The organism is Mycolicibacterium frederiksbergense (assembly GCF_012223425.1).
GTDB classification, from domain to species: Bacteria; Actinomycetota; Actinomycetes; order Mycobacteriales; family Mycobacteriaceae; genus Mycobacterium; species Mycobacterium frederiksbergense.
Genome location: NZ_CP038799.1, coordinates 5,367,302 through 5,387,880 on the forward strand (window position 1 = coordinate 5,367,302; position 20,579 = coordinate 5,387,880).

Genomic DNA, 20,579 nt, shown 5'->3' on the forward strand with positions numbered 1-20,579 from the left:
ACTCAGTTCACCCCGATGAGCTCCCAACGATCGTCTTCGTCGACACCGCCGGGAGTGACCTTCACCGGACGGGTGTCTCCACGCCGGTCAGCCGCGGTGCATTCGAACGATTCACCGACCTCGACGACCTTGAGCCCTTCGCCGCAGGTCACCGTGACGGCGAATCCTCTGTCGGCAGAGATCTCCTTGGTCAGCCCCTGTGCTGTCTGCGACAGATCGAAGATGACGTCGAGGGTGCTGAACTCGACGTTGTCCTCGTCGTCGCTGACAACCACCTGCACTCGCACCGTTGAGCCGTCGACATCGGCGTTGCAGAGAAACTTGTCACCCGCCTTCGGCGCCTTCTCGGGTTTCTCACAGGCGACGTCGGACACCTCGCGGTCGATCTTCTGGTAGCTCGAGTTCAATTCGTCGGTGATGGCGCTCTCCAGCTTCGCGTAATCCGGGCCGCCCGCGGACATCGAGAACGAGCAACTGGCCAGGGCCGCGGGCAGCATCAACAGCATCAGGCGCGATCGATTGGACACCTCACGAGGCTAATCTCCCATCGCCGGCGGGGGATATGGGTAAAAGTTCTCACCCGCGGATGGCCGCGCCGACATAGTCGGCCAGGTGCTGTCCGGTCAGCGTCGAACGATCGCCCACCAGGTCCCGCGGGGTTCCCTCGAAGACGATCCGCCCGCCGTCGTGTCCGGCGCCCGGGCCCAGGTCGATGATCCAGTCGGCGTGGGCCATCACGGCCTGATGATGCTCGATCACCACCACCGACTTTCCGGCGTCCACCAGCCTGTCCAGCAGCGCGAGAAGTTGCTCGACATCGGCGAGGTGCAGGCCGGTCGTCGGCTCGTCGAGTATGAAGACCGCACCGTCGTCGGCGCCCTTGTCGCTGAGGCGGGCGGCCAGCTTGAGGCGTTGCCGCTCGCCGCCGGACAGGGTGGTCAACGGCTGGCCGAGGGTCAGGTAGCCCAGCCCGACATCGGACATGTGGCCCAGGATCTTCTGTGCTGCTGCTACTTTGGCCGCACCGCTGGCGAAATGTCGCACGGCTTCGGTCACCGGCATGGCGAGCACCTCGGCGATGTTCTTGCCCGCCAGCGTGTATTCCAGCACCGAAGCCTGGAAGCGGCGTCCCTCGCACTCTTCGCAGGTGGATTCCACCGTGGCCATCACGCCGAGCTCGGTATAGATCACGCCGGCACCATTGCAGGTGGGGCAGGCGCCCTCGGAGTTGGAACTGAACAGGGCGGGTTTCACACCGTTGGCCTTGGCGAATGCCTTGCGGATCGGCTCCAGCAGGCCGGTGTAGGTGGCCGGGTTGCTGCGCCGCGAACCGCGGATCGCGGCCTGATCGATGGTGACGACGCCGTCGAGACCGGCCACCGATCCGTCGATCAGCGAACTCTTACCCGAACCGGCCACCCCGGTGATGACAACCAGGACGCCCAGCGGGATGTCGACATCGATGTCACGCAGGTTGTGGGTGGCGGCCCCGCGGATCTGCAAAGCCCCGTTGGGCTCTCGCACCGACTCCTTCACCGCCGCGCGGTCGTCGAGATGGCGGCCGGTGACCGTGCCGCTCTTGCGCAACGCCGCGAGGCTGCCCGCGAACACCACTTCGCCACCGGCGCTGCCGGCACCGGGGCCCAGGTCGACGATATGGTCGGCGACCGCGATCGTTTCCGGCTTGTGCTCGACGACCAGCACGGTGTTGCCCTTGTCCCGCAACTGCAACAGCAGATTGTTCATCCGTGCGATGTCATGCGGATGCAGCCCGATGGTCGGCTCGTCGAAGACATAGGTGACATCGGTCAGCGCCGATCCCAGGTGCCGGATCATCTTCACGCGCTGGGCTTCTCCGCCGGACAGGGTGCCCGCCGGGCGCTCCAGTGACAGATATCCCAGGCCGATCTCGACGAAGGAATCCAGGGTGTGCCCGAGTGCGGTGAGCAGTGGCGCCAGTGGTTTGGCCGCCGGCTTCTCGCTGAGCGTGCCGACCCACCGGGCGAGATCGGTGATCTGCATGGCGCACACGTCGGCGATGTTGACGCCCTCGATCGTCGATGACCTGGCAGCCTCGGAGAGTCGGGTGCCGCCGCAGTCCGGGCAGGTGGTGAAGGTGACGGCACGTTCGACGAAAGCGCGGATATGTGGCTGCATCGCGTCCACATCCTTGGACAGGTACGACTTCTGGATCTGCGGGATCAGTCCGAGGTAGGTCAGGTTCACCCCGTCGATCTTGAGCTTGGTGGCCTCCTTGTACAGCAGAGCGTCGAGTTCCTTGTCGGTGAAGGTGTTGATCGGCTTGTCCGGGTCGAAGAAGCCGCAGCCGTTGAAGATTCGGCCATACCAGCCCTCCATGCTGAAACCCGGGATCGTGAGCGCGCCCTCGTTGAGCGACTTGCTGTCGTCATAGAGCGCGGTCAGATCGATGTCGTTGACGGCGCCCCGCCCCTCGCAACGCGGGCACATGCCGCCGAGGACGCTGAAATCGCGGCGCTCCTTTACGGTCTTGCCGCCCTTCTCGAACGTCACCGCGCCGGCACCGCTGATCGAGGCGACGTTGAACGAAAAGGCCTGCGGGGACCCGATGTGCGGTGTACCCAACCGGCTGAACAGGATTCGCAACATCGCCCCGGTGTCTGTGGCGGTGCCGACGGTGGAGCGTGGATCGGCGCCCATGCGCTGCTGGTCGACGATGATGGCGGTGGTCAGGCCCTCCAACACGTCGACGTCGGGGCGGGCCATGCTGGGCATGAAACCCTGCACGAACGAGCTGTATGTCTCGTTGATCAGTCGCTGGGACTCGGCGGCGATGGTGTCGAACACCAGCGAGCTCTTGCCGGAGCCGGACACGCCGGTGAACACCGTCAGACGGCGCTTCGGCAGTTCGATATCGACGTTCTTGAGGTTGTTCTCCCGCGCTCCGGTCACCCGGATCAGGTCGTGGCTGTCGGCGGCATGCGGCATGGAGGACGATGTTGCCATGCACTGGATCGTGGACGCCATGAACGTCGTGGGTTCGCGACCGGATGGCTGGTGGAAGGACCGCCGGGGCGCGCTCACCACCTTGATCGGGCAGATCGAGCGCTGGGCGGCGGCGGGCGCCCACGATGTGACGGTGGTGCTGGAGCGGCCGATGTCACCTCCGCTGCAGTCGGCGGCGATCGGCGTGGCGCATGCGCCACGGGCGGCAGCGAATTCCGCCGATGACGAGATCGTCCGGCTGGTCGGTGAGGCCGACGCGCCGCGGGACATCACGGTGGTGACCTCCGATGGTGCGCTGGCCGCCCGCGTTCAGGCCGCCGGCGCCGCGACGTTCCCGGCCGGCCGCTTCAGGGAGCTGCTGGACTGATCGGCAACACACCGTCGATGACGTTGGCAAGCAACCCTTTCCGATCGAACTTCCCGCTGGGCAGGGTCGGGATCTGGTCAGCGGTGGCGATCACCCACCGGGTGGGAACCTTGTAGACCGACAACTGCTCACGCGCGAGTTGCCGGATGCCGTCCAGATCCAGACCTGTCACCGCCGGGACCACCACGGCGCATACCTCCTCACCCCGCTGCGGATGCCGGAGCCCGAGCACCACACACTGCGCGATATCGGGCAGCGCCGAGATCACCGCCTCGACTTCCAGCGGTGACACATTCGCGCCGCCGGCCTTGATCAGGTCGGTGCTGCGGCCGACGTAGAACAGCCGCGGGTCACCGGTTCGCCGGTAGACACGGTCGCCGGTGTGGTACCAGCCATCGGCGTCAAAGACCTCGGCGCGTTCGCGTTTGTTGTAGCCGGCCATCACCCCGACCCCGCGGATCCACAGTTCCCCGGTGGTGCCGTCGGGAACGGGCCTGCCGTCGGCATCGACGATGGCGAGTTCGGTGTGGACGAATCCGCCCGCGGTCTCGGACATGGTGCGGTGCACCGGAAATCCGTCGGGCACATCGGTCATCGCGATGTCGAGCGGGCCGTCCCGCAGCATCGGTGCGCTGGACAGGTCGCGGTCGGCGAACCCGGGGTGGTCGCGTAACCGCTGGGTGAACGCCGGCCAGCCGATGATGCCGGTGGCACGTTCGGACTCCATCAGGTCCAGGGCGGTCCCCGGGTCGAGTCGCGCCATGACCAGCAGCGTGATCGTGTCCTGCAGGGCACCCATGGCGGCGAGCAAACCGCCGATCCAGAAGAACGGCATGGCGCACAGGATTCGGGGCCGGTGATGGGTCCCGGTGACCGCACGGATCGCGACCGGCCAAGCCGATGTCTGTCGCACCAGGGTGCCGTGGGTGTGCAGGACACCCTTGGGGTCGGCGGTCGAACCGGAGGTGTGCACCATGATCGCCAGGTCGGCGGGGGACACCTCGTCCTCCACCGCGGTGAGCACCTGCGGTGAGACCTGTTGTGTCAGATCGTCCCACCGGGTCGCCCAGCGGTACCCGGTGTCCTCGGTGAGCACGATGCGGCGCAGATACGGTGCGGCGGTGAGCGCGAGGGCGTCACGGTCCTGACCCCGGAGTTCGGGCAGCGCCGACTCGAAGCGGCCGCCGACATCGGTGCCGAGTACTTCGGCCGGCGCGATGAGCGTGCCGATATCGGCCAGCCGCAGCACCTTGGCGATTTCGGCGGGCGCGTAGAGGGTGCTCAACGGCACCACCAGCGCGCCGATCCGAGACAGCGCCAGCCACCAGCTGATCCAGTCGAGCCCGTTCGGGAAGAACAGTCCGACCCGGCTGCCCTTGCCGACGCCCGCGGCCAACAGCCGGCGGGCGATATCGGCAGAGCTTGCATCGGCCTGTGCGTAGGTCAGCCGTCCGTTCGGCGCGACGACATAGGTGTCCTGCCCGGATGCGCGAACCCGGCCGGCCAACAACGCGGGAACAGTCAGCGGCGTTACAACAGTGTGCGGAGATGTCACCCCTTGATCATCGCCGATGAACTGCGCACCTCAGCGGTCGCCGTACGCGTCGTGCCATCTCCACCATTGGTAGGGCGGGGTCTGGGGGTAACCCGCCGGGGAGTCTTCCCACGATTCCTGACGGCCCAGCGCCGTGATGTCCAGATAGCTCCAGGTGGTGCCGAACGCCTCGTCGCCGCGGTTGTTGACGAAATAGGTCCGGAAGATCTGATCGCCCTCGCGGATGAAGGCATTCGTGCCGTGCCATTGGTCCACGTCGAAGTCGGCGTCGAAGGCGAGGCCCGATTCCTCGACGATGGTGTACCAGGGGATGGTCCAGCCCATCTTGTCCTTGATCCGCGTGATGTCCCGCTGCGCGCCGCGCGACGCGTAGACCAGTGTGGTGTCGCGGGCGTTGAGATGGCTGAGGTCGCCCACGTGATCGGCCATCAAGGAGCAGCCGGTACAACCGTGTTCCGGCCAGCCGTGTACGCCGGGGTCCATGAACGCGCGGTAGACGATCAGCTGCCGCCGGCCGTCGAACAGATCGGGCAGGGCAACCCTGCCGTTCGGTCCGTCGAAGGCGTAGTCGTTCCGCACCGGGGTCCACGGCATCCGGCGGCGCTGCGCCGCAAGTGCATCCCGGGCCCGGGTGAGTTCCTTCTCCTTCACCAACATCTCGGAATGGGCGACCGCCCACTCTTGAGCGCTGACTATCGGTGGTGTCTTCATCGTGTCTCCCTGTCGTCCGAGCTTGCTCAATCATTCAACAACATTGTTGAATATTAACCGAGGAGACCACAGCCGACCCGATATAGTCAACAGAATGGTTGAAGATCAGCTGCTCGACCGGGCGTATGCCGCGCTGGCGGACCCGACGCGTCGCCGATTGCTGGAGGCCTTGCGGGAAGGGGATGCCCGCATCACCGATCTGGCCGCCCCGATGCCGATGACGTTCGCGGGAGTCTCCCGCCATATCGGAGTCCTGGAGACAGCAGGTCTGGTGACCCGCGAAGTGCGTGGTCGTGAACACTGGCTCTCGCTGCGCGAGGAGGGCCTGACCCCGGCCGCACAGTGGATGGGGGAACAGACCGACTTCTGGTCGACTCGCGCCGATGCACTTGCCGAGCGGTTGCGTCGCAAGAAGGACGGGCGATGACCGAGGCGCGCACGGTGCACGTGCAGCGGATCATGCCGGCCGGCCCAGAGGAGGTGTTCGACGAGTGGCTGGACCCGGAATCGTTGCGAGAGTGGATGTGTCCGCGCCCCACTCGATGTGTCACGGTGACCGTCGAACCGCGGGTGGGCGGGCTGTTCCGCTTCGACGTCGACGACCGGGGTGCCAGTGTGCTCATCACGGGGCAGTTCGTCAGTATCGAACGGCCACGGTTGCTGAGATTCACCTGGACCAATTCATACTGGGTGGACCCGACGGCCTCCAGCATGGTCACGGTGACCTTCGAACCGGTGCGGGACGATCAGACCTTGATGTCCATCGAGCACGTCATGCTGCCGCCGGAGGAGTACGAGAACTTCCACGACGGGTGGCTCAAGACCGCCGATCAGCTGGCGGATCGCTTGAACGCCTGAAGGCGGTTGCTTCCGCCGCGGAAACGCCGGCCGGCGCGAAAATTAGGTCGTCGGACGTGCAGTTGGTACGCTGGCCGAATACGTCGCACTCGTGAATCGACGTGTCTGTGTTCGGCCGAATCGCGGCCGGGGTCAGTATCACCCCTTTACGGCCTGTGCCGGCATCGCACACCCCAGAACCCCACTGAATTGAGCGACCATCGGTCGCACAACCAGGCTTGGTCGACATGACGTTCGGCCAGTAAAAAAGAAGAAAGAAGTAAGAACATGGCAGAAGGAACCGTTAAGTGGTTCAACAGCGAAAAGGGCTTCGGCTTTATCGCTCCTGACGGCGGTGCACCGGACGTTTTCGTGCACTACTCCGAGATCCAGGCCGGCGGATTCCGCAACCTGGAGGAGAACCAGCGGGTGAAGTTCGACATCACCCAGGGCGCCAAGGGCCCCCAGGCGGTCGGCGTCACCGGCCTGTAAAGACCTCCTCGAGCCCCCGGACCGATATCACGCTCAGCGTGAGTCGGGCCGGGGGTTTCGTGTATCGCAACCCTTCGCGATGACTTTCCGCACGCAACCCGGTCTGATCAGTGTCCGTTGACGGTCTGAGGAGGAACGCGTGGCTCAACTGCTGAGAGTGCACAATTTCGCGGTATCGCAAGACGGTTTCGGAGCCGGCCGCGACCAGAGCTTCGAGCGTCCCTTCGGGCACGCAGACCCGGCGGATTTGATGTCCTGGGCGGGTGCCACCGCGAGCTGGCCCAATCGCAAGGATCCCGGTGGCAGTCGGGGTATCGACGACTACTTCACCAGAGAGTTCGCCCGCAACATCGGGGCTGAGATCATGGGCCGCAACAAGTTCAGTCCCCATCGCGGCGCCTGGGCCGACCACGACTGGCAGGGCTGGTGGGGCGACGAGCCGCCGTTCCACACCCCGGTCTTCGTGCTGACACACCATCAGCGCCCGTCGTTCTCCTTGTCGGACAACACATTTCACTTCATCGACGCCAGCCCGGCCACTGCGCTGAAGCGGGCCAAAGAGGCCGCCGCGGGCAAGGACGTCCGGCTCGGCGGCGGGGCGCACACCATTCGGCAGTTCCTGCAGGACGATCTCGTCGACACGCTGCACGTCGCGGTGGCGCCGGTCCAGCTCGGTGGGGGGTCGCGGCTGTGGGAGAGTTCCGATGACCTGCTCGACAGATTCCATCGCGATGTCGTGCCCAGCCCCAGCGGCGTCACGCATCACCTGTTTTGGCGACGCTGACGGCTACCTGCACGGGCCCACCCGACACGCCGGAGGCGTCGTCTCGGGCGCCGACCTGCCCGGCTTGACTTCCTTCCTGGGCCGCGATCCGGAAAGCGATGTGACGCTGGTGATCTGGGCCAATCTGACCTTCTCGGCGGACGGCTAAACGACCGCCAACGCCATGCTGCGACCGATTCTCGATGAGATCGACGTGGGCCTCGCGACGGCGTCCTGCCCGATCAGTATCGTGTCCGGTGATGGTTTTCGATCGGTCTGAAGAAACGGCCCGCGCACGTCGCAGCCTGCGGGGCGCGCTTCGTGGTCGCCGTGATCCTGCGCCGATCGCCGGACAACGCAGACGCAGCGCCAACCACGTCGGTGACGTGTACACCCGCAAGGTTCTCGACCTGACCATCCGGCTGGCCGAGGTCATGTTGTCGTCGGGGTCGGGCACCGCCGATATCGCCGCGACCGCTCAGGATGTGGCTCAGGCGTATCAGCTCTCCGACTGTGTCGTCGACATCACCTTCTCCACCATCATCGTCTCGGCGTTGCCGACCGCGGATAGCCCGCCGCTGACCATCGTGCGGTCGGTGCGCGCCCGCGCCACCGACTACACCCGGTTGGCCGAGTTGGACAAGCTGGTCCGCCGGATCACCTCCGGCGGCGTCACCGTCGATCAGGCCCATGAGGCAATGGACGTGCTCAGTGAGCGTCCACATCCGTATCCGCGCTGGCTGGCCACCGCCGGCTGGGCGGGCTTCGCGCTCGGTATCGCCATGCTGCTCGGCGGCAATTGGCTGGTCTGCATACTGGCGGCGGTCACCTCGGCGGTGATCGACCGGGTCGGGCGGTACCTCAACCGGATCGGCACACCGTTCTTCTTCCAGCACGCGGTGGGGGCCGCGATCGCCACCCTGGTGGCGGTGGCCGCCTACCGGTTCGCTGATCAGGGCCCGACGGCGCTGGTGGCCACCGGCATCGTGGTCCTGTTGTCGGGAATGACGCTCGTCGGTTCTGTTCAGGATGCGTTGACCGGCCACATGCTGACGGCCGTGGGGCGCCTCGGCGACGTGATCTTCCTGACCGCGGGGATCGTGGTGGGCATCGTGGCAGCACTGCAGATCGCCACCCTGGCCGGTGTCACCATCGCCCTGCATGTCGACGCCACCGAATCATTCGTGGTGCCGAGCGAACCGCTGCCGATCTTCATCGCCGTGTTCGGTGCCGCCTTGGCCGGAGTGTGTCTGACGTTGGCGAGCTACGCGCCGCTGCGTTCGGTGGTGACCGCCGGGTTCGCGGCCGGTGCGGCCCAGTTGGCGCTCATCGGCCTCGGCCATGCCCAGATCGGGCATATTTTCGCCACCGGGATTGCGTCCGTCGGCGTCGGCCTGCTGGCCACACTGATCTCGATCCGGCGTCAGGCACCGGCACTGGTGACCGCGACCGCCGGCATCACGCCCATGCTGCCGGGTCTGGCGGTCTTCCGGTCGGTGTTCTACTTCGCGGTCGACGAACGATTCCTCGACGGCATCGCCCAGTTGCTGTCGGCCGTGGCGATCGCGCTGGCGATCGGCAGTGGCGTGGTGATGGGGGAGTTGCTGGGCTCACCGCTGCGCTATCGGGCCGGTCGAGTCGGCGACTTTCTCCGCATCGAGGGGCCGCCGGGCCTGCGCCGCGCAGTGGGCCGGGTGGTGCGTCTGCAGCCGGCCACGGATGTACCCGCGCCCCGGGCGCAGAGTGTGGCCCTGGAGCCGGAGACGTCGGCCGAGGATTCCGACGGCGACGAGCCACCGAAGGAGACGGTCGACACCGACGACGGCAGTCCCACGAACTAGCCGCTTACAGCGCGTCGAGCGTCTGGGCGGCCAGCCCGAAGGCCAACGTCATCCCGAGGCCGGTCGTCACGGTCACCGAGCTGACCGTGGGCTCATGGCTCGCACGCAGCACATCGGTGCGGCCGCTGGAGGCGTAGATGCCCTGCCAGCGCTGCAGCACCTGCAGATGGTCGACCCCGAGGATGCGGCTGACCCCGCCGAGCAGATGCGCGGACATCTGTTCGTCGAGGAAGGGTGGCGCAGTGCGGCCGTAGTGGTGCGAATCGCCGACCAGCAGGGTGCCGTCGGGCCGACGGGTGAACATCATGTTTGCACCCAGCTCCAGCAATTCGGGGTTGCCGCGTTCCAGCTCGGCCCGCACCGCCACCGCGGAAGGCAGATTCGCCATGCCCTCGTACCGCAGCATCGAGGTGCCGGTCAGTACCGCCGAATCCAGGGCATAGCCGGCCGGCGCCCCCACCAGTGCCATCTGCAGCCGGCATCGCACCACCTCGTTGGCCTCGGCGGTCGCCGGATACAGCCGGTCCAGGTCGTGGCCGACGCACACCAACACGTGCCGTCCGCGCACCACGCCTCGGCTGGTGTGCACCGCGGCATCGGTGCACCGCACGGCATTGGTACGCCAATGGAATCGCACCCCGGGCTGCTCGGCGAGCCATGCGGCGATGGTGGCCACCGTGGTGCGCGGATCGACCCGCAGATCCGCCGGGAACCAGGCGGCGCCGACGATCGCGGGATCGGGCGTCCGGCCGGGCCCGGCCAACCGGGTATTCACCTCACCCGCGGTCAGCAGCCGGACGGCTTCGGTGCCGCGTGCGTCGCGGAACTCCTCGATCAGGGCGGCTTCGGCGGAACTGCGCGCGAGTACGACGGCGCCCGCCTCCGGCGCCCAGAACCCGCTCTGTGCCGCGGTGCGCAGCCATCCGCGCCGGGACGCCTGGGCCGTCTCCAAGAGGGCGGGGCCCTGCGCGGTGATGCAGGCGTGGCCGAAATTCCGGACCGAGGCGCCGACGGCCTCGGAGTCGCGTTCCACGATCTCCACGGTGAGTCCGCGGTGCACGGCCTCGGCAGCGTGGGCGAGGCCGATGATCCCCGCTCCGACGATGACCAGATCAGGGATTGCAGAATTCATGCGGCCATCTTCGGGTGCCCGCGAATCCCGCGGTGCGCGGGGTGGATTCGTTCACCGGGGGTTTGACTGCTCGTCACCTTCGGCGCCGTCGGGATGTTCGGCGTGGTCTATCGGCGACGCCGACGGCGCCGAGGCGCTAGCCTTTTGACCCATGACCGATCGACAGCGTGCCGCGACGCGCTCCACCGTCAAGCTCGCGTTGGCGACGACCTTGCTCACCGGGGGCGCGTTGTTCACCGCCGGGCTGGCCGCTGCCGAGCCGGCGCCGCTGGTGCCACCGGGGGACCCGGCCGCGCCGATCCCGGGTCAGCCGGTGGCAGTGAATCCCGAAGAATTGGTGGCCGCGCCGCCGGCACCGCCGCCGGTCGGCGCCCCGCCGGTACCGGCGATGACGAACCCGGCCTACGGGCAGGGCTCCTCCGGTGGCGGACTCGGCTACATCAAGGATCTGTGGAACGCGGCCAGGTCGAATGACCCGATGGCGGCGTTCTCCGAGGCCGGGACGGCCGGAATGCCGACCGGTGCACCGCCGGGGGCGGGCCCGGCGCCCAAGCTCCCGCCGGGCTACATGTCGCTGACCGATCCATCGTCCTCGACCCCGTCGTTGCAGGGCACGCCGCAGGTCGGTGGCCCGCCGCTGCCGCCGGGCTTCGTCTCGCTGTCGGATCCCAATCCGCCGGCAGAGGCGCTGCCCATCGGTGCACCCGGCGCCGCTCCGGCCGGGGTTCCCGCGCCGGGCGCCCCGGCACCGCCGCCGGTTCCGGCCCCCGCCCCGATGCCGCCGACCATCATCCAGCAGGGTCCGCTGGGCTGATTCAGCCCAGTCCGGCCCGCCATTTATCGAGGACCCGGCGGTCGCGTTTGGTCGGCCGCCCCGCGCCGCGGTCGCGCACGGCCACCGGCACCACGGTCGTCGGCGGGACCACGGGCGTGCGATCCAGGTAGCAGGTCACCGCGTCGGCGGCACCGACCCGTTTCTGGATGACCCGCACCACCTCGACGATCCGGGTGCGATCACCGACCAGCGCTTTGACCGTGTCGCCGGGGACCACGGTCGCCGACGGTTTCGCGACCCGATCGTTGATCCGCACGTGTCCGCCCCGGCAGGCCGTCGCCGCGTCGGGGCGGGTCTTGGTCAGCCGGACCGCCCACAACCAGCGATCCACCCGCGTCGACTCCATGGCTCCATCATCGCGCACCGAGGTCGAGGGCGCGGGCGCCCGGCTCAGGAAGCCGGCCGCCGGGCCACGATGGCGAAGTTCAGCGGGATCCGCGGCGTCCCCGACGGCATGGTCCACCCCTGAGGGCCGGACACCAGGGACGGAAACGCGGGCCAATCCATGTAGGGCAGTTCGCGGAACTTCTCGATACGCAACCCAGCCCCGAGTAGCGCACTGACCACCTCTCCGAGGCCATGACGCCATTCATGGTTCGTGGTGTGGGTGATCTCGCCGGACGAATTCTCTGTGTAGGTGCCCGCATCGTCGTAGGTCCTGGTCCCACCGCCGGCCAGATAATCATCGGTGATCTGCCAGGGCTCGAACTCCATCGCAGCCAGGAGTGGGTGGTCATCGCGGATCAGAAAGAGCCCGCCCGGGTTCAGCAGATCGTGGATCGATCGAGCCCAGTTGACGAGTTCCGGTAGCCACACGATGGTTCCGGCACTGGTGACGACGATGTCGAACCTGCGATCGATCTTGGCGGACGCGAATCGGGCATCGCCCTCGACCCATTCGATGTGCCGGCCGTCGGCTTCGGCGATACGGGCCGCGTGCTGCAGCGAATTCGGGGACAGATCAAGCCCTGCGACGTCGACCGCGCCCAGTCGTGCCCAGGACACCGTGTCGGTGCCGATATGGCACTGCAGGTGCAGCAGGGACCGACCGCGCACGCCGGTGGCGGGTAAGTGCTCATTCAGCATTGCCAGATCGCGTTCGACGACATCCGAGATCTGGGTCGGATCGGCCAAAAAGCCTTCCACGTCGTACATTTGGGAACGCACGTGCACATCGGCGCGCTGATCCCAGTTGGCTCTGTTGGAGGCGATCGCCTCGCTGTCACTCATGTGTCCCCCTGCGGACAAGTGTGACATCCGCGGGGGAGCGCTTGCTGCTATACCCTGCCTGCCGCGTAGGCGGCCGCCTCATTGGCGATTCCGTTGATCCCGTACATGGCGTGCGCCATCGACGGCATGCCGCCGGGGGTCCCGTCGCAGATGGTGTCACCGGGTGCGCAAAGTTCGACCGTCTTCGGCGCATACAACGGACCGACGGTGCTCAACGGGGCGCCGAATTGGTTGAGGAACGCATCGGACGGATTGCCCAGCAGCACCACCGCGGCCACATTCTCGGACACGGCGTCCGGCAACGGATTCGGGATGGAGGGCAGGTACTCCTCGGGCACACCGTCGGGGACGGAATCGGCCGTGACATAGCCGGCGACCACCGCGCCCTGGGAGAAGCCGCCGAGCACGATACGGGTGTCCGGGCACGCCGCCGCAGTTGCCTCGATATGGGAGCCGGCATCACGCACTCCGTCGACCACGTTCTGCCCGAACGCAATTCGGTCGCCGAAGTTGTCGCTGGCGGGATAGTTCACCGGATACACCGACACCGTTTTGCCGGGAGTCTGGGCCCGGAACGCATCGACGAAAGCCTGACCAGTACCGCCGACGCCCGGCGCCTCGGCGGTGCCGCGGGCGAACACGACCTCGACATCGGGGCACGGCTCAGCGGAGGCGGCCGGAACGGCGGTTGCGGCCACCAGACCCGACGCGATCAGGGCGCCGGCCCCCAGAAAACGCACGGATTGACGAATACTCATCAGCGAACTCCTTCGGGATACGGCGCGCGCCCTTGCTGCAGACCGGCCTGCTGGTCTGTACCCGTGATATTTGCCACTGAAACAGCAGCGGTGAGTTCTGCGGCCCGGTCGGGTCGATATCTGGGCACGGTTTCCTACGAGAGGAGCACACCAGCATGGTCATCGTGGCAGGACACATCACCGTCGACCCGGCGCAGCAGGACACCTATCTGGCCGGGTGCGTCAGCGTCGTGGCAGCGGCGCGTCGGGCAGAGGGCTGCCTGGACTTCGCCATCGCCGCCGATGCGGTGGAATCCGGCCGGATCAACATCTACGAACGCTGGGAATCCCGAGCGGCGGTCGAGCAGTTCCGGGGTAGTGGCCCATCCGACGAGCAAGGCACGGCGATGAAGTCGGCGGCAGTCGCCGAGTATGACGTTGCGGGCGTGCGGAGTCTGAGCTGACCCGCCAGGATCAGGTGGCCGAGACGGGCGCGGCGGAGACGGCGCGGGCCACGAAGTCCGCCGCCTGTTCGGCCATGCCGTTGGATTTGTAGGAACTGTGTGCGCTGCGATCCAGGCCGCCCGGGAAGCAGACCGGGTCTCCCGATGCGCACAGCTGAACCGTCTTCGCGGCGTACTGCGAGCCCACCGTGACAGGTGGCGCGTCATGGTCGACGAGGTTCAGGAACCAGTTGTCGGGGGTGCCGAACAGCGCCACCGCCACCACGTGCGGTGACACCGAGGCGGGCATGGGCCCGATACCGGCGGGAAGCGTGAGCCCGGCCGGCACCGTGTCGAAGGTGGTGTAGCCCGCGACAGCCGCGCCTTGCGAGTAGCCGCCCAGGACGATCTTGGTGTCCGGGCACGTCGCGGCGATGTCCTCGATCCTGTTGCTGGCATCGGCGATCCCCGCGGTGGCGGCCTGGAAGTCCAGGGACGCTGGGTAGTTCACCCCGTAGATGTCGACGCTGTCGGCGCCCAGCCGGCTGGTGAGCGCGTCGACGAACGCCTGACCGGTCGCACCGACGCCCGGGGCTTCGAACGTGCCGCGGGCGAAGACCACTTCCACATCTGGGCACGGCGCCGCCGGATCGGCGAATGCCTTGGCGGTCGCCAGCGGTCCCATGGTTGCGGCCAGGAACAACACCGCGGCGGCGGCGTATTCGACGCGGTGCGACCGCGGGGTGTCTGACATCTTGGTGGCCATTTCGATCCTTCGTCTGCAGTGGGCGATCTTGAATGTGGTCATCAGCATCCCGCGATCGCCGCACCCGCACATTGACGCAGACGCCACTGCTTATGTTCCGGCTAGCACTACCACCGGCTCAGTCGACATCCCCGACAAAGGTCACCGTTTCTGCCAATGGGGCGCGCATGGTGCGGATGTAGTCGACGGCAGGATCCTCGTAGCCGATCGACATGCCGCAGAAGAGCATGAGCTCTACCGGGGGAGTGAGCGCCTCTTCGACCGATTTGCGCACCTGCGACCACGCCATCTGCGGGCAGCTGTGCAGGCCCTCGGCGCGCAACAGCAGCATCACCGTCTGCAGGTACATCCCGAGGTCGGCCCACTGGGGACGGCCCATGCCACGGTCGATGAAACAGAACAGGGCAGCCGGGGCCCCGAAGCACTCCCAGTTGCCGATGGCCGCGCGCTGGCGGGCCTCCCAGTCCTCGCGGGCGATGCCCAGCGCCGTGTAGCGCTCCCTGCCGAACCGGGACCGACGCTCACGGTAGGGGGAGACCAATTGCGGCGGGTACATCTGGAACTCACGCTCGTCCCAGGGTTCGCCCGCGGCGACGCGTTCGACGGCGACCTTCTTGAGCTGCTCCAGCGGCGCACCCGTGACGACATAGCTGTGCCAGGGCTGCAAATTCGACCCCGATGGCGCCCACGCGGCTGCGGAAAGCACCCTCTCCAGCACGTCCACCCGGACCGGCTCATCGGTGAACCCACGCACCGCCCGCCGGCTCTGCACTGCCTCATATACGTTCACGACCCGCCTGCCTCTCTGATCTGTTTGAGATCAAGCCTGGCAGCGGACGTATGGGTGCGAGCCCTTGAAATCCCGTGGCCGGTGCGTGGTCCTACACCCGCGCGGCGGCGAAGCCGGCGGCCTCGGTGACCATGCCGTTGGCGGTGTAGAGGTTGTGCGCCACCGGATCCAGTCCGCCCGAGCAGATCGGGTCGTTGACGGCGCACAGGTCGAGAGTCTTGGCCGCGAACGCCGAGCCGACGGGCACGTAGGGCTGGCCGATCAGGAAGAGGAACCGGTCGTTGGGTTTGCCGAACAGCACCACGGCGTCGACCTGGCCGGCGACATCGGGTGCCAGCGGCGTGGTGGTGCCGAACGCGAACGAGTTCGGCGGAATCGCCGGGGCGTCTGCGGTCACGAGCTGGGCGACGGCGGCGCCCTGGGAGAAGCCGCCGAGCACCACCTTGGTGTCGGGGCAGTCCGCCGCGAGTTGGCGGATGCGGTTGCCGGCATCGTTGACGCCGATGACCGAGGTGGGCCAGTCGTGGTTCGCCGGATAACTGACCGGGTATAGGCCGACGGTCTTGTCGCCGACCTGGCTGCGTAGCGCCTCGGTGAAGGCGTTGCCGACGCTGCCTGCGCCCGGGCGCTCGGTGGTGCCCCTGGCGAAGACGACCTCCACGTCGGTGCAGGGTTCAGCGGAGGCGGGTGGCGACCCACCGAGCACCGTGCCTGCGCCGGTCAGTGCGGCGGTTGCCAGCAGCGCGGCGACTGCTCGGGACTGAACTCGCATCGTTGTCGTGCCCTCCTCGGTGTACGGACGGATCTGCTCGGTGTCGGCGAAATGTCCTTCGTCGACGATGGTAGTGACCGCGTGACACAGCCCACGTCGCACATGAATAGACTCACCTTGTCGGGTCGCGCGCACGCGCGGTGCTCGTGAGTTACGAATCGTTTCTCGGTTGTAAAGTTTGGTAGTGCGTGTCGGGCCGTCTCCGGCGGCGCGAAGCAGCTGTTACTTCAGCCCATGTCCGGAAAGGCAACTCGTTGAACGCGGTTCTGGCGCGCACGGCCATTTTTCAGGATGTCGATCCCGACGCGATGGCGGCGCTCGAAGCCGAGTTGGAGTGGATCACGTTCCGACGCAATCACACGGTATTCACCGAGGGAGAGCCCGGCGACCGGTTGTATGTCCTCGTGCAGGGCAAGGTCAAGATCGGCAAGCGTTCGGTGGACGGACGCGAGAGCCTGATCGCGGTGATGGGGCCGGGGGAGACGTTCGGCGAACTCGCCCTGTTCGACCCGGGTCCGCGAACGGCGACGGTGACCACGCTGACCGAGGTGCGGGTGGCGGCGGTGGCGAGGCAGGCGCTGAGTGGCTGGATTTCCGAGCGCCCCGAGATCTCCGAGCAACTCCTGCGGGTGCTGGCGCGTCGGTTGCGGCGCACCAATGACGATCTCTGCGACATGATCTTCACCGATGTGCCCGGGCGGGTGGCCAAGCAATTGCTCGACCTCGCCAAGCGTTTCGGTAAGACCGAAGGCGATGTGCTGCGGGTGGACCACGAACTGACGCAGCTCGAGCTCGCGCAGTTGGTGGGATCGTCTCGCGAGACGATCAACAAGGCGCTCTCGGAGTTTGCGAACCGCGGCTGGATTCGTCAGCAGGGCAAGACGGTCTTCGTACTCGAACCGGCGAAACTGGCCCGCCGGGCCAGGTAGCTAGCGGCCCGGCGGCACCGACTGTTCGGGTGCGGGCCGACCCCACAACGAACCGATAGCATTGGCGCGCAGAGCATCCCAGCGCGGGCCGTGCGCCGCCCCCGTGCATTCGGCGCGCCTGACCACGCCGGCCGACTGCGTTTTCTCCCCCTCGTTCATGTGGTGTCACTCAACGCCGGGCGGGCACGTCTTTGCAACCGATTTTGTTCCAGGGGGTGCCGCGTCGCGGCTTCACAACCGGGCGTCCACGTCCTCCCGGAGCGCCAGGGAGGACGTGGACGCGGGCTGAGCGTCTAGTTCGAGGCTTCCAGGATCTTGATGGCGAAGATGAGCGTGTCGCCCTTCTGGATGCCCGCGGCGGGCTGGCCCTCCGCGTAGCCGTCTGCAGAGGTCATCGCGACCGCGACGGTGGATCCGACCGTCTGGCCGGCGATGGCCTTCTGGAATCCCGGGATGACACCGTCGAGCGGGAAGTCGACGGGAGATCCGGTCTGGTAGCTGCTGTCGAACACCGACCCGTCGCGTCCGTTGACACCCATGTAGCAGACCGACACTGTCGCGGTCTCCGGAACCACCGGGCCGTCGCCGGCCTTCAGGGTCTGGACCTGTGTCTCGGTGACGCTGAACGGTCCTTGCACGTCCACGACCGGCGAGGCGGTGTCGGTGGATCCGGTTACCGCGACGCTTCCGGTGGCGCCAGAAAGCGTCCACTCCGGTGTGCCAGGGGTTGCCGGTGCGGCCGACGGGCACGGGCTCGCGATCGGTGCGTTGTCACCAGCGGTGGCCGGGATGTCGAACACATCGTTGGTGGTGGAGGCGCTGGTCGAGGCTGCACTTTGGGTGTCAGAGCCGCATGCGGACACTGTCATGGCGATGGCCGCAGCACCGGCGAGGAGCGCGATGGAGGAGGGGACGCGAGAGCAATTCACCTTCGCCACGCTACCGGCGCAGCGCTTTCGTTTGGTCAGAAGGCCCGGTCGGCGCACCTGTCATCGACGGCGCAGTGGTGGCGGCCGGTGACCGGTGCGTGCTGAGTTGTTGTGCTGCCGCTGTTTTCGTCAGGTGTTCACCGGCGCGGGCGGCAAATCGGATTGCGTACACGCCGCGCGGCCGCCAACATGGAGAACCAGGGGACTGCCCGGCGGGGGCCGGGCACATCATGAGGGGGAACGACATGGGGTTTCGCAAAGGTGACATCGTCACAGCTCGTCGTCGGATCGAGGGGATCGACGTCCCGGTCGTGCCGGCCGGCGCCACCGGGACGGTGACGACGACAACATTGTTCGGAGGCCCCAAGCGGGTGCACTTCGAGGTGTCCGACGGCTGGGGGGAGAAGAGCTTCCAGGTGCGCGTGCGCCGGCGAGATGTCGTACCGGGCGACGCAGGCTAGTTTCGGGAGCGGTGGGCTCAGAGCGGGCTGCGCCGGGACGCCGACGCCATACCCAGCCAGGTGTGTCGATTGCCCGCCCAGCACCAGCCCACCTTGGGTGCACCGCGATTCGCGACCCCGTCGCGTCCGGTTCCGCCGCTGATCCAGATCGCCGGTGTCCTGGCGTCCAGGCCTTGTCGGGCACGTTTGCGCGATGCGATCGTCATGAAACAGTGATTTGCTTCAAGGTGTTTGGGTTCTTGCAACAGCCAGCTGATCCCTTCGCAGATGGTCAACGGGGTGCGTTCCCGTTCGGCAATCACCGGTAGCGACTCCTTGGGGCTCCAGTTGCGCATGTCGTCGCCGCGGTCGACGTCATGGACCAGGTACAGCGGCGTGTCCGGTATCGCGACACCGGCGATCGGTTCGAAGGCCTCGAGATCGGTCAGATCGGTCACCACGAAGCCGGCCTTGTCGTCATGACGCAGGAGCGGGGCGAGAGCCCGCGCCGGCGCGAGCCGGGGGTGCACGGCAATGACGGCACCGGGCTCGTCGGGCAGCGCGGCCGCGTACCCGCGCAACTCGTCGGCGGATATCGCGGCGGCCTCGGCAACACCCGCGTCGAGCAACGCGGTGAGCTGGTCTGTCAGGGACATCGACACTCCAGGGGGATGGGCACGCTTCCGGGCAGCGCACTCCGTACAGTGTACGGAACAACGTATGGGGGTGTGATGCCGCGATCAAAGCCACACGTGGGCGACCCGGTGCGGCTCTCGCAGCTGCTCTGGTCCCACGAACGGCCGGTCGGCCGATCGGGCCTGTCACTCGGGATGATCGTGGGTGCCGGAACCGCGGTCGCGCGGCGCGAGGGAGCCGACGCGATCACCATGCGGCGGGTGGCCGCGGAGCTCGAGGTCGCTGCGATGAGTCTGTACTCGCACATACCCGGAAAGGCCGAACTGCTGGAGTTGATGCTCGACGCGTGTGCGGCAGCGGTCTATGAGGCGGACGACCTACCGGCCGCCCGCCCTGACCGGCGGGCCGCCGCGCTGTTTGTCGCCGAGCGAAACTTCGACGTGGCCGTCGCCCAGCCCTGGACATTGGAGATTCCCGCCGACCGACTGGTGCCCGGCCCGGGAACGACCGCGAAGTACGAGGCTGAACTGGCTGTTTTCGACGGAGTCGGACTCACCGATGTCCAGATGGACCACGCACTGACCGGGTTGCTCGGCCTCGCATCGGCCATGGCGCGCCACCAGGTCGGGCTCGTACGAGCCCGCGCGGCCAGCGACCGCGACGACAACCAGTGGTGGCAGCAGGTGGGGCCGGCGCTGGCCACCGCCATGCGTGGGCGCGAATTCCCTTTGGCGGCGCGGGTGGGAACTGCCGCTTCACTGGCCGCGAACGCCTCCGCAGATCCCAGGGCGGCACTCGACTACACCGCAGGACTGTTGCTGGACGGACTGGCGGCGAGCGGCGCTGATCTGTGACCGATGTCATCGGCGCATCCGCCGCTGGGTGTGGTCCGATCGGCGGTTGTGGGTATGGGAGTCGAGAGGGATGTCCGTACAACAGGAAGCGCTGAGGAGAAATGGCGAAAGTCGATGTGTCGGTGTCGTCGGATCTGGCGCCAGATCAGGCCTGGAAGTTGGCCTCCGACCTGCAGCGGTTCGACGAGTGGCTGACCATCTTCGCCGGTTGGCGTAGCCCGCCGCCCGCGGTGATCGAAGAGGGCACCCAGGTGTCGTCATCGATCAAGGTCAAGGGTTTTCGGAACACGATCCATTGGCAAGTCACCGAATACGACGAACCGCGACAGATCCGGTTGCAGGGCCGTGGCCGCGGAGGAGTGCACATCTCGCTGACGATGACCGTGGCCGACGACCGGCCGGGCTCCAACTTTCACCTGGTGGCCGAACTTTCCGGGGGGTTGCTCGGTGGGCCCGTCGGATCACTGGTCGCCAAGATGATCACCTCCGACGTGCGGAACTCGGTGCAGAACCTCAGCTCATTGCGCTGACCAAA

Annotated in this window: 25 protein-coding genes; 12 read left to right on the plus strand and 13 right to left on the minus strand. The window is 67.1% G+C overall.

Annotated features, from left to right (window positions below; translation table 11 throughout):
- Positions 1-2: 2 nt before the first annotated feature.
- Together EXE63_RS28930 and EXE63_RS28935 are read right to left on the minus strand one after the other, a co-directional pair.
- Positions 3-527, minus strand: coding sequence for a DUF4333 domain-containing protein (locus EXE63_RS28930; protein ID WP_234904307.1), 525 nt, complete (start codon positions 525-527; stop codon positions 3-5).
- A gap of 49 nt (positions 528-576) precedes the next feature.
- Entirely contained in the window at positions 577-2,967 is a 2,391-nt protein-coding gene (locus EXE63_RS28935; protein WP_168145829.1) for an ATP-binding cassette domain-containing protein, read from the minus strand.
- A 16-nt stretch (positions 2,968-2,983) separates the two neighbouring features.
- Here EXE63_RS28935 and EXE63_RS28940 point away from each other — a divergent pair, with 16 nt between their 5' ends.
- Positions 2,984-3,352, plus strand: a complete 369-nt coding sequence (locus EXE63_RS28940) for an NYN domain-containing protein (protein ID WP_168145831.1) — start codon at positions 2,984-2,986, stop codon at positions 3,350-3,352.
- Here EXE63_RS28940 and EXE63_RS28945 read toward each other — a convergent pair.
- Together EXE63_RS28945 and EXE63_RS28950 are read right to left on the minus strand one after the other, a co-directional pair.
- Positions 3,333-4,907, minus strand: coding sequence for a class I adenylate-forming enzyme family protein (locus tag EXE63_RS28945; RefSeq protein WP_234904309.1), 1,575 nt, complete (start codon positions 4,905-4,907; stop codon positions 3,333-3,335). The two genes, EXE63_RS28940 and EXE63_RS28945, sit on opposite strands and share 20 nt — an antisense overlap.
- Before the next feature lie 30 nt (positions 4,908-4,937).
- Positions 4,938-5,618, minus strand: coding sequence for a DUF899 domain-containing protein (locus EXE63_RS28950; RefSeq protein WP_168144796.1), 681 nt, complete (start codon positions 5,616-5,618; stop codon positions 4,938-4,940).
- A 94-nt stretch (positions 5,619-5,712) separates the two neighbouring features.
- Here EXE63_RS28950 and EXE63_RS28955 point away from each other — a divergent pair, with 94 nt between their 5' ends.
- From EXE63_RS28955 to EXE63_RS28975, 5 genes are all read left to right on the plus strand, one after another.
- A complete protein-coding gene (locus EXE63_RS28955; RefSeq protein ID WP_168144797.1) occupies positions 5,713-6,045 on the plus strand; it encodes an ArsR/SmtB family transcription factor in 333 nt (110 codons plus the stop codon).
- Entirely contained in the window at positions 6,042-6,476 is a 435-nt protein-coding gene (locus tag EXE63_RS28960) for an SRPBCC family protein (RefSeq protein ID WP_168144798.1), read from the plus strand. Before EXE63_RS28955 ends, EXE63_RS28960 begins: the two co-directional genes overlap by 4 nt.
- Before the next feature lie 267 nt (positions 6,477-6,743).
- Positions 6,744-6,947, plus strand: a complete 204-nt coding sequence (locus tag EXE63_RS28965; protein WP_105363694.1) for a cold-shock protein — start codon at positions 6,744-6,746, stop codon at positions 6,945-6,947.
- 139 nt (positions 6,948-7,086) lie between these two features.
- Positions 7,087-7,731, plus strand: coding sequence for a dihydrofolate reductase family protein (locus EXE63_RS28970; protein ID WP_168144799.1), 645 nt, complete (start codon positions 7,087-7,089; stop codon positions 7,729-7,731).
- Positions 7,732-7,970: 239 nt separating this feature from the next.
- Positions 7,971-9,551, plus strand: a complete 1,581-nt coding sequence (locus EXE63_RS28975) for a threonine/serine exporter family protein (protein WP_168144800.1) — start codon at positions 7,971-7,973, stop codon at positions 9,549-9,551.
- Between the two features lie 4 nt (positions 9,552-9,555).
- Here the strand turns inward: EXE63_RS28975 and EXE63_RS28980 are convergent, their stop codons facing one another.
- The gene (locus EXE63_RS28980; protein WP_168144801.1) at positions 9,556-10,683 is read right to left on the minus strand and encodes a TIGR03364 family FAD-dependent oxidoreductase; all 1,128 of its coding nucleotides are present in this window, start codon (positions 10,681-10,683) and stop codon (positions 9,556-9,558) included.
- A 151-nt stretch (positions 10,684-10,834) separates the two neighbouring features.
- Here EXE63_RS28980 and EXE63_RS28985 point away from each other — a divergent pair, with 151 nt between their 5' ends.
- Positions 10,835-11,497, plus strand: coding sequence for a hypothetical protein (locus EXE63_RS28985; protein WP_168144802.1), 663 nt, complete (start codon positions 10,835-10,837; stop codon positions 11,495-11,497).
- Between the two features lies 1 nt (position 11,498).
- Here the strand turns inward: EXE63_RS28985 and EXE63_RS28990 are convergent, their stop codons facing one another.
- Genes EXE63_RS28990 through EXE63_RS29000 form a run of 3 tightly spaced genes read right to left on the minus strand, consistent with a single transcriptional unit; the run spans position 11,499 to position 13,506 of the window.
- Entirely contained in the window at positions 11,499-11,864 is a 366-nt protein-coding gene (locus EXE63_RS28990) for an RNA-binding S4 domain-containing protein (protein ID WP_168144803.1), read from the minus strand.
- 44 nt (positions 11,865-11,908) lie between these two features.
- Positions 11,909-12,748, minus strand: coding sequence for a class I SAM-dependent methyltransferase (locus tag EXE63_RS28995; protein ID WP_168144804.1), 840 nt, complete (start codon positions 12,746-12,748; stop codon positions 11,909-11,911).
- Positions 12,749-12,795: 47 nt separating this feature from the next.
- On the minus strand, positions 12,796-13,506 hold the full coding sequence (locus EXE63_RS29000; RefSeq protein ID WP_168144805.1) for a cutinase family protein: 711 nt from the start codon (positions 13,504-13,506) through the stop codon (positions 12,796-12,798).
- Positions 13,507-13,661: 155 nt separating this feature from the next.
- Here EXE63_RS29000 and EXE63_RS29005 point away from each other — a divergent pair, with 155 nt between their 5' ends.
- Positions 13,662-13,949 carry a putative quinol monooxygenase gene (locus EXE63_RS29005; protein WP_168144806.1) on the plus strand — a complete coding sequence of 96 codons (288 nt, stop codon included), beginning with the start codon at positions 13,662-13,664 and terminating at the stop codon, positions 13,947-13,949.
- Positions 13,950-13,959: 10 nt separating this feature from the next.
- Here the strand turns inward: EXE63_RS29005 and EXE63_RS29010 are convergent, their stop codons facing one another.
- The 3 genes from EXE63_RS29010 to EXE63_RS29020 form a co-directional block, all read right to left on the minus strand.
- Entirely contained in the window at positions 13,960-14,694 is a 735-nt protein-coding gene (locus EXE63_RS29010) for a cutinase family protein (RefSeq protein ID WP_168144807.1), read from the minus strand.
- A 118-nt stretch (positions 14,695-14,812) separates the two neighbouring features.
- Entirely contained in the window at positions 14,813-15,484 is a 672-nt protein-coding gene (locus EXE63_RS29015) for a nitroreductase (RefSeq protein WP_168144808.1), read from the minus strand.
- Between the two features lie 91 nt (positions 15,485-15,575).
- A complete protein-coding gene (locus EXE63_RS29020) occupies positions 15,576-16,358 on the minus strand; it encodes a cutinase family protein (RefSeq protein ID WP_234904310.1) in 783 nt (260 codons plus the stop codon).
- Positions 16,359-16,510: 152 nt separating this feature from the next.
- On the opposite strand from EXE63_RS29020, the gene EXE63_RS29025 reads away from it, so the two are divergent.
- Entirely contained in the window at positions 16,511-17,185 is a 675-nt protein-coding gene (locus tag EXE63_RS29025; protein ID WP_105364730.1) for a Crp/Fnr family transcriptional regulator, read from the plus strand.
- A 293-nt stretch (positions 17,186-17,478) separates the two neighbouring features.
- Here the strand turns inward: EXE63_RS29025 and EXE63_RS29030 are convergent, their stop codons facing one another.
- Entirely contained in the window at positions 17,479-18,123 is a 645-nt protein-coding gene (locus EXE63_RS29030; RefSeq protein WP_234904311.1) for an FKBP-type peptidyl-prolyl cis-trans isomerase, read from the minus strand.
- Between the two features lie 236 nt (positions 18,124-18,359).
- On the opposite strand from EXE63_RS29030, the gene EXE63_RS29035 reads away from it, so the two are divergent.
- The gene (locus tag EXE63_RS29035; protein ID WP_168144809.1) at positions 18,360-18,575 is read left to right on the plus strand and encodes a hypothetical protein; all 216 of its coding nucleotides are present in this window, start codon (positions 18,360-18,362) and stop codon (positions 18,573-18,575) included.
- Between the two features lie 17 nt (positions 18,576-18,592).
- Here the strand turns inward: EXE63_RS29035 and EXE63_RS29040 are convergent, their stop codons facing one another.
- Positions 18,593-19,210 (minus strand): DUF5701 family protein, encoded by a 618-nt coding sequence (locus tag EXE63_RS29040; protein ID WP_168144810.1) that lies wholly within the window; start codon positions 19,208-19,210, stop codon positions 18,593-18,595.
- A gap of 75 nt (positions 19,211-19,285) precedes the next feature.
- Between EXE63_RS29040 and EXE63_RS29045 the strand changes: the two genes are divergently transcribed.
- Positions 19,286-20,044, plus strand: coding sequence for a TetR/AcrR family transcriptional regulator (locus EXE63_RS29045; RefSeq protein WP_210000092.1), 759 nt, complete (start codon positions 19,286-19,288; stop codon positions 20,042-20,044).
- Between the two features lie 101 nt (positions 20,045-20,145).
- Positions 20,146-20,574, plus strand: a complete 429-nt coding sequence (locus EXE63_RS29050) for a type II toxin-antitoxin system Rv0910 family toxin (protein WP_168144812.1) — start codon at positions 20,146-20,148, stop codon at positions 20,572-20,574.
- Positions 20,575-20,579: the final 5 nt, after the last annotated feature.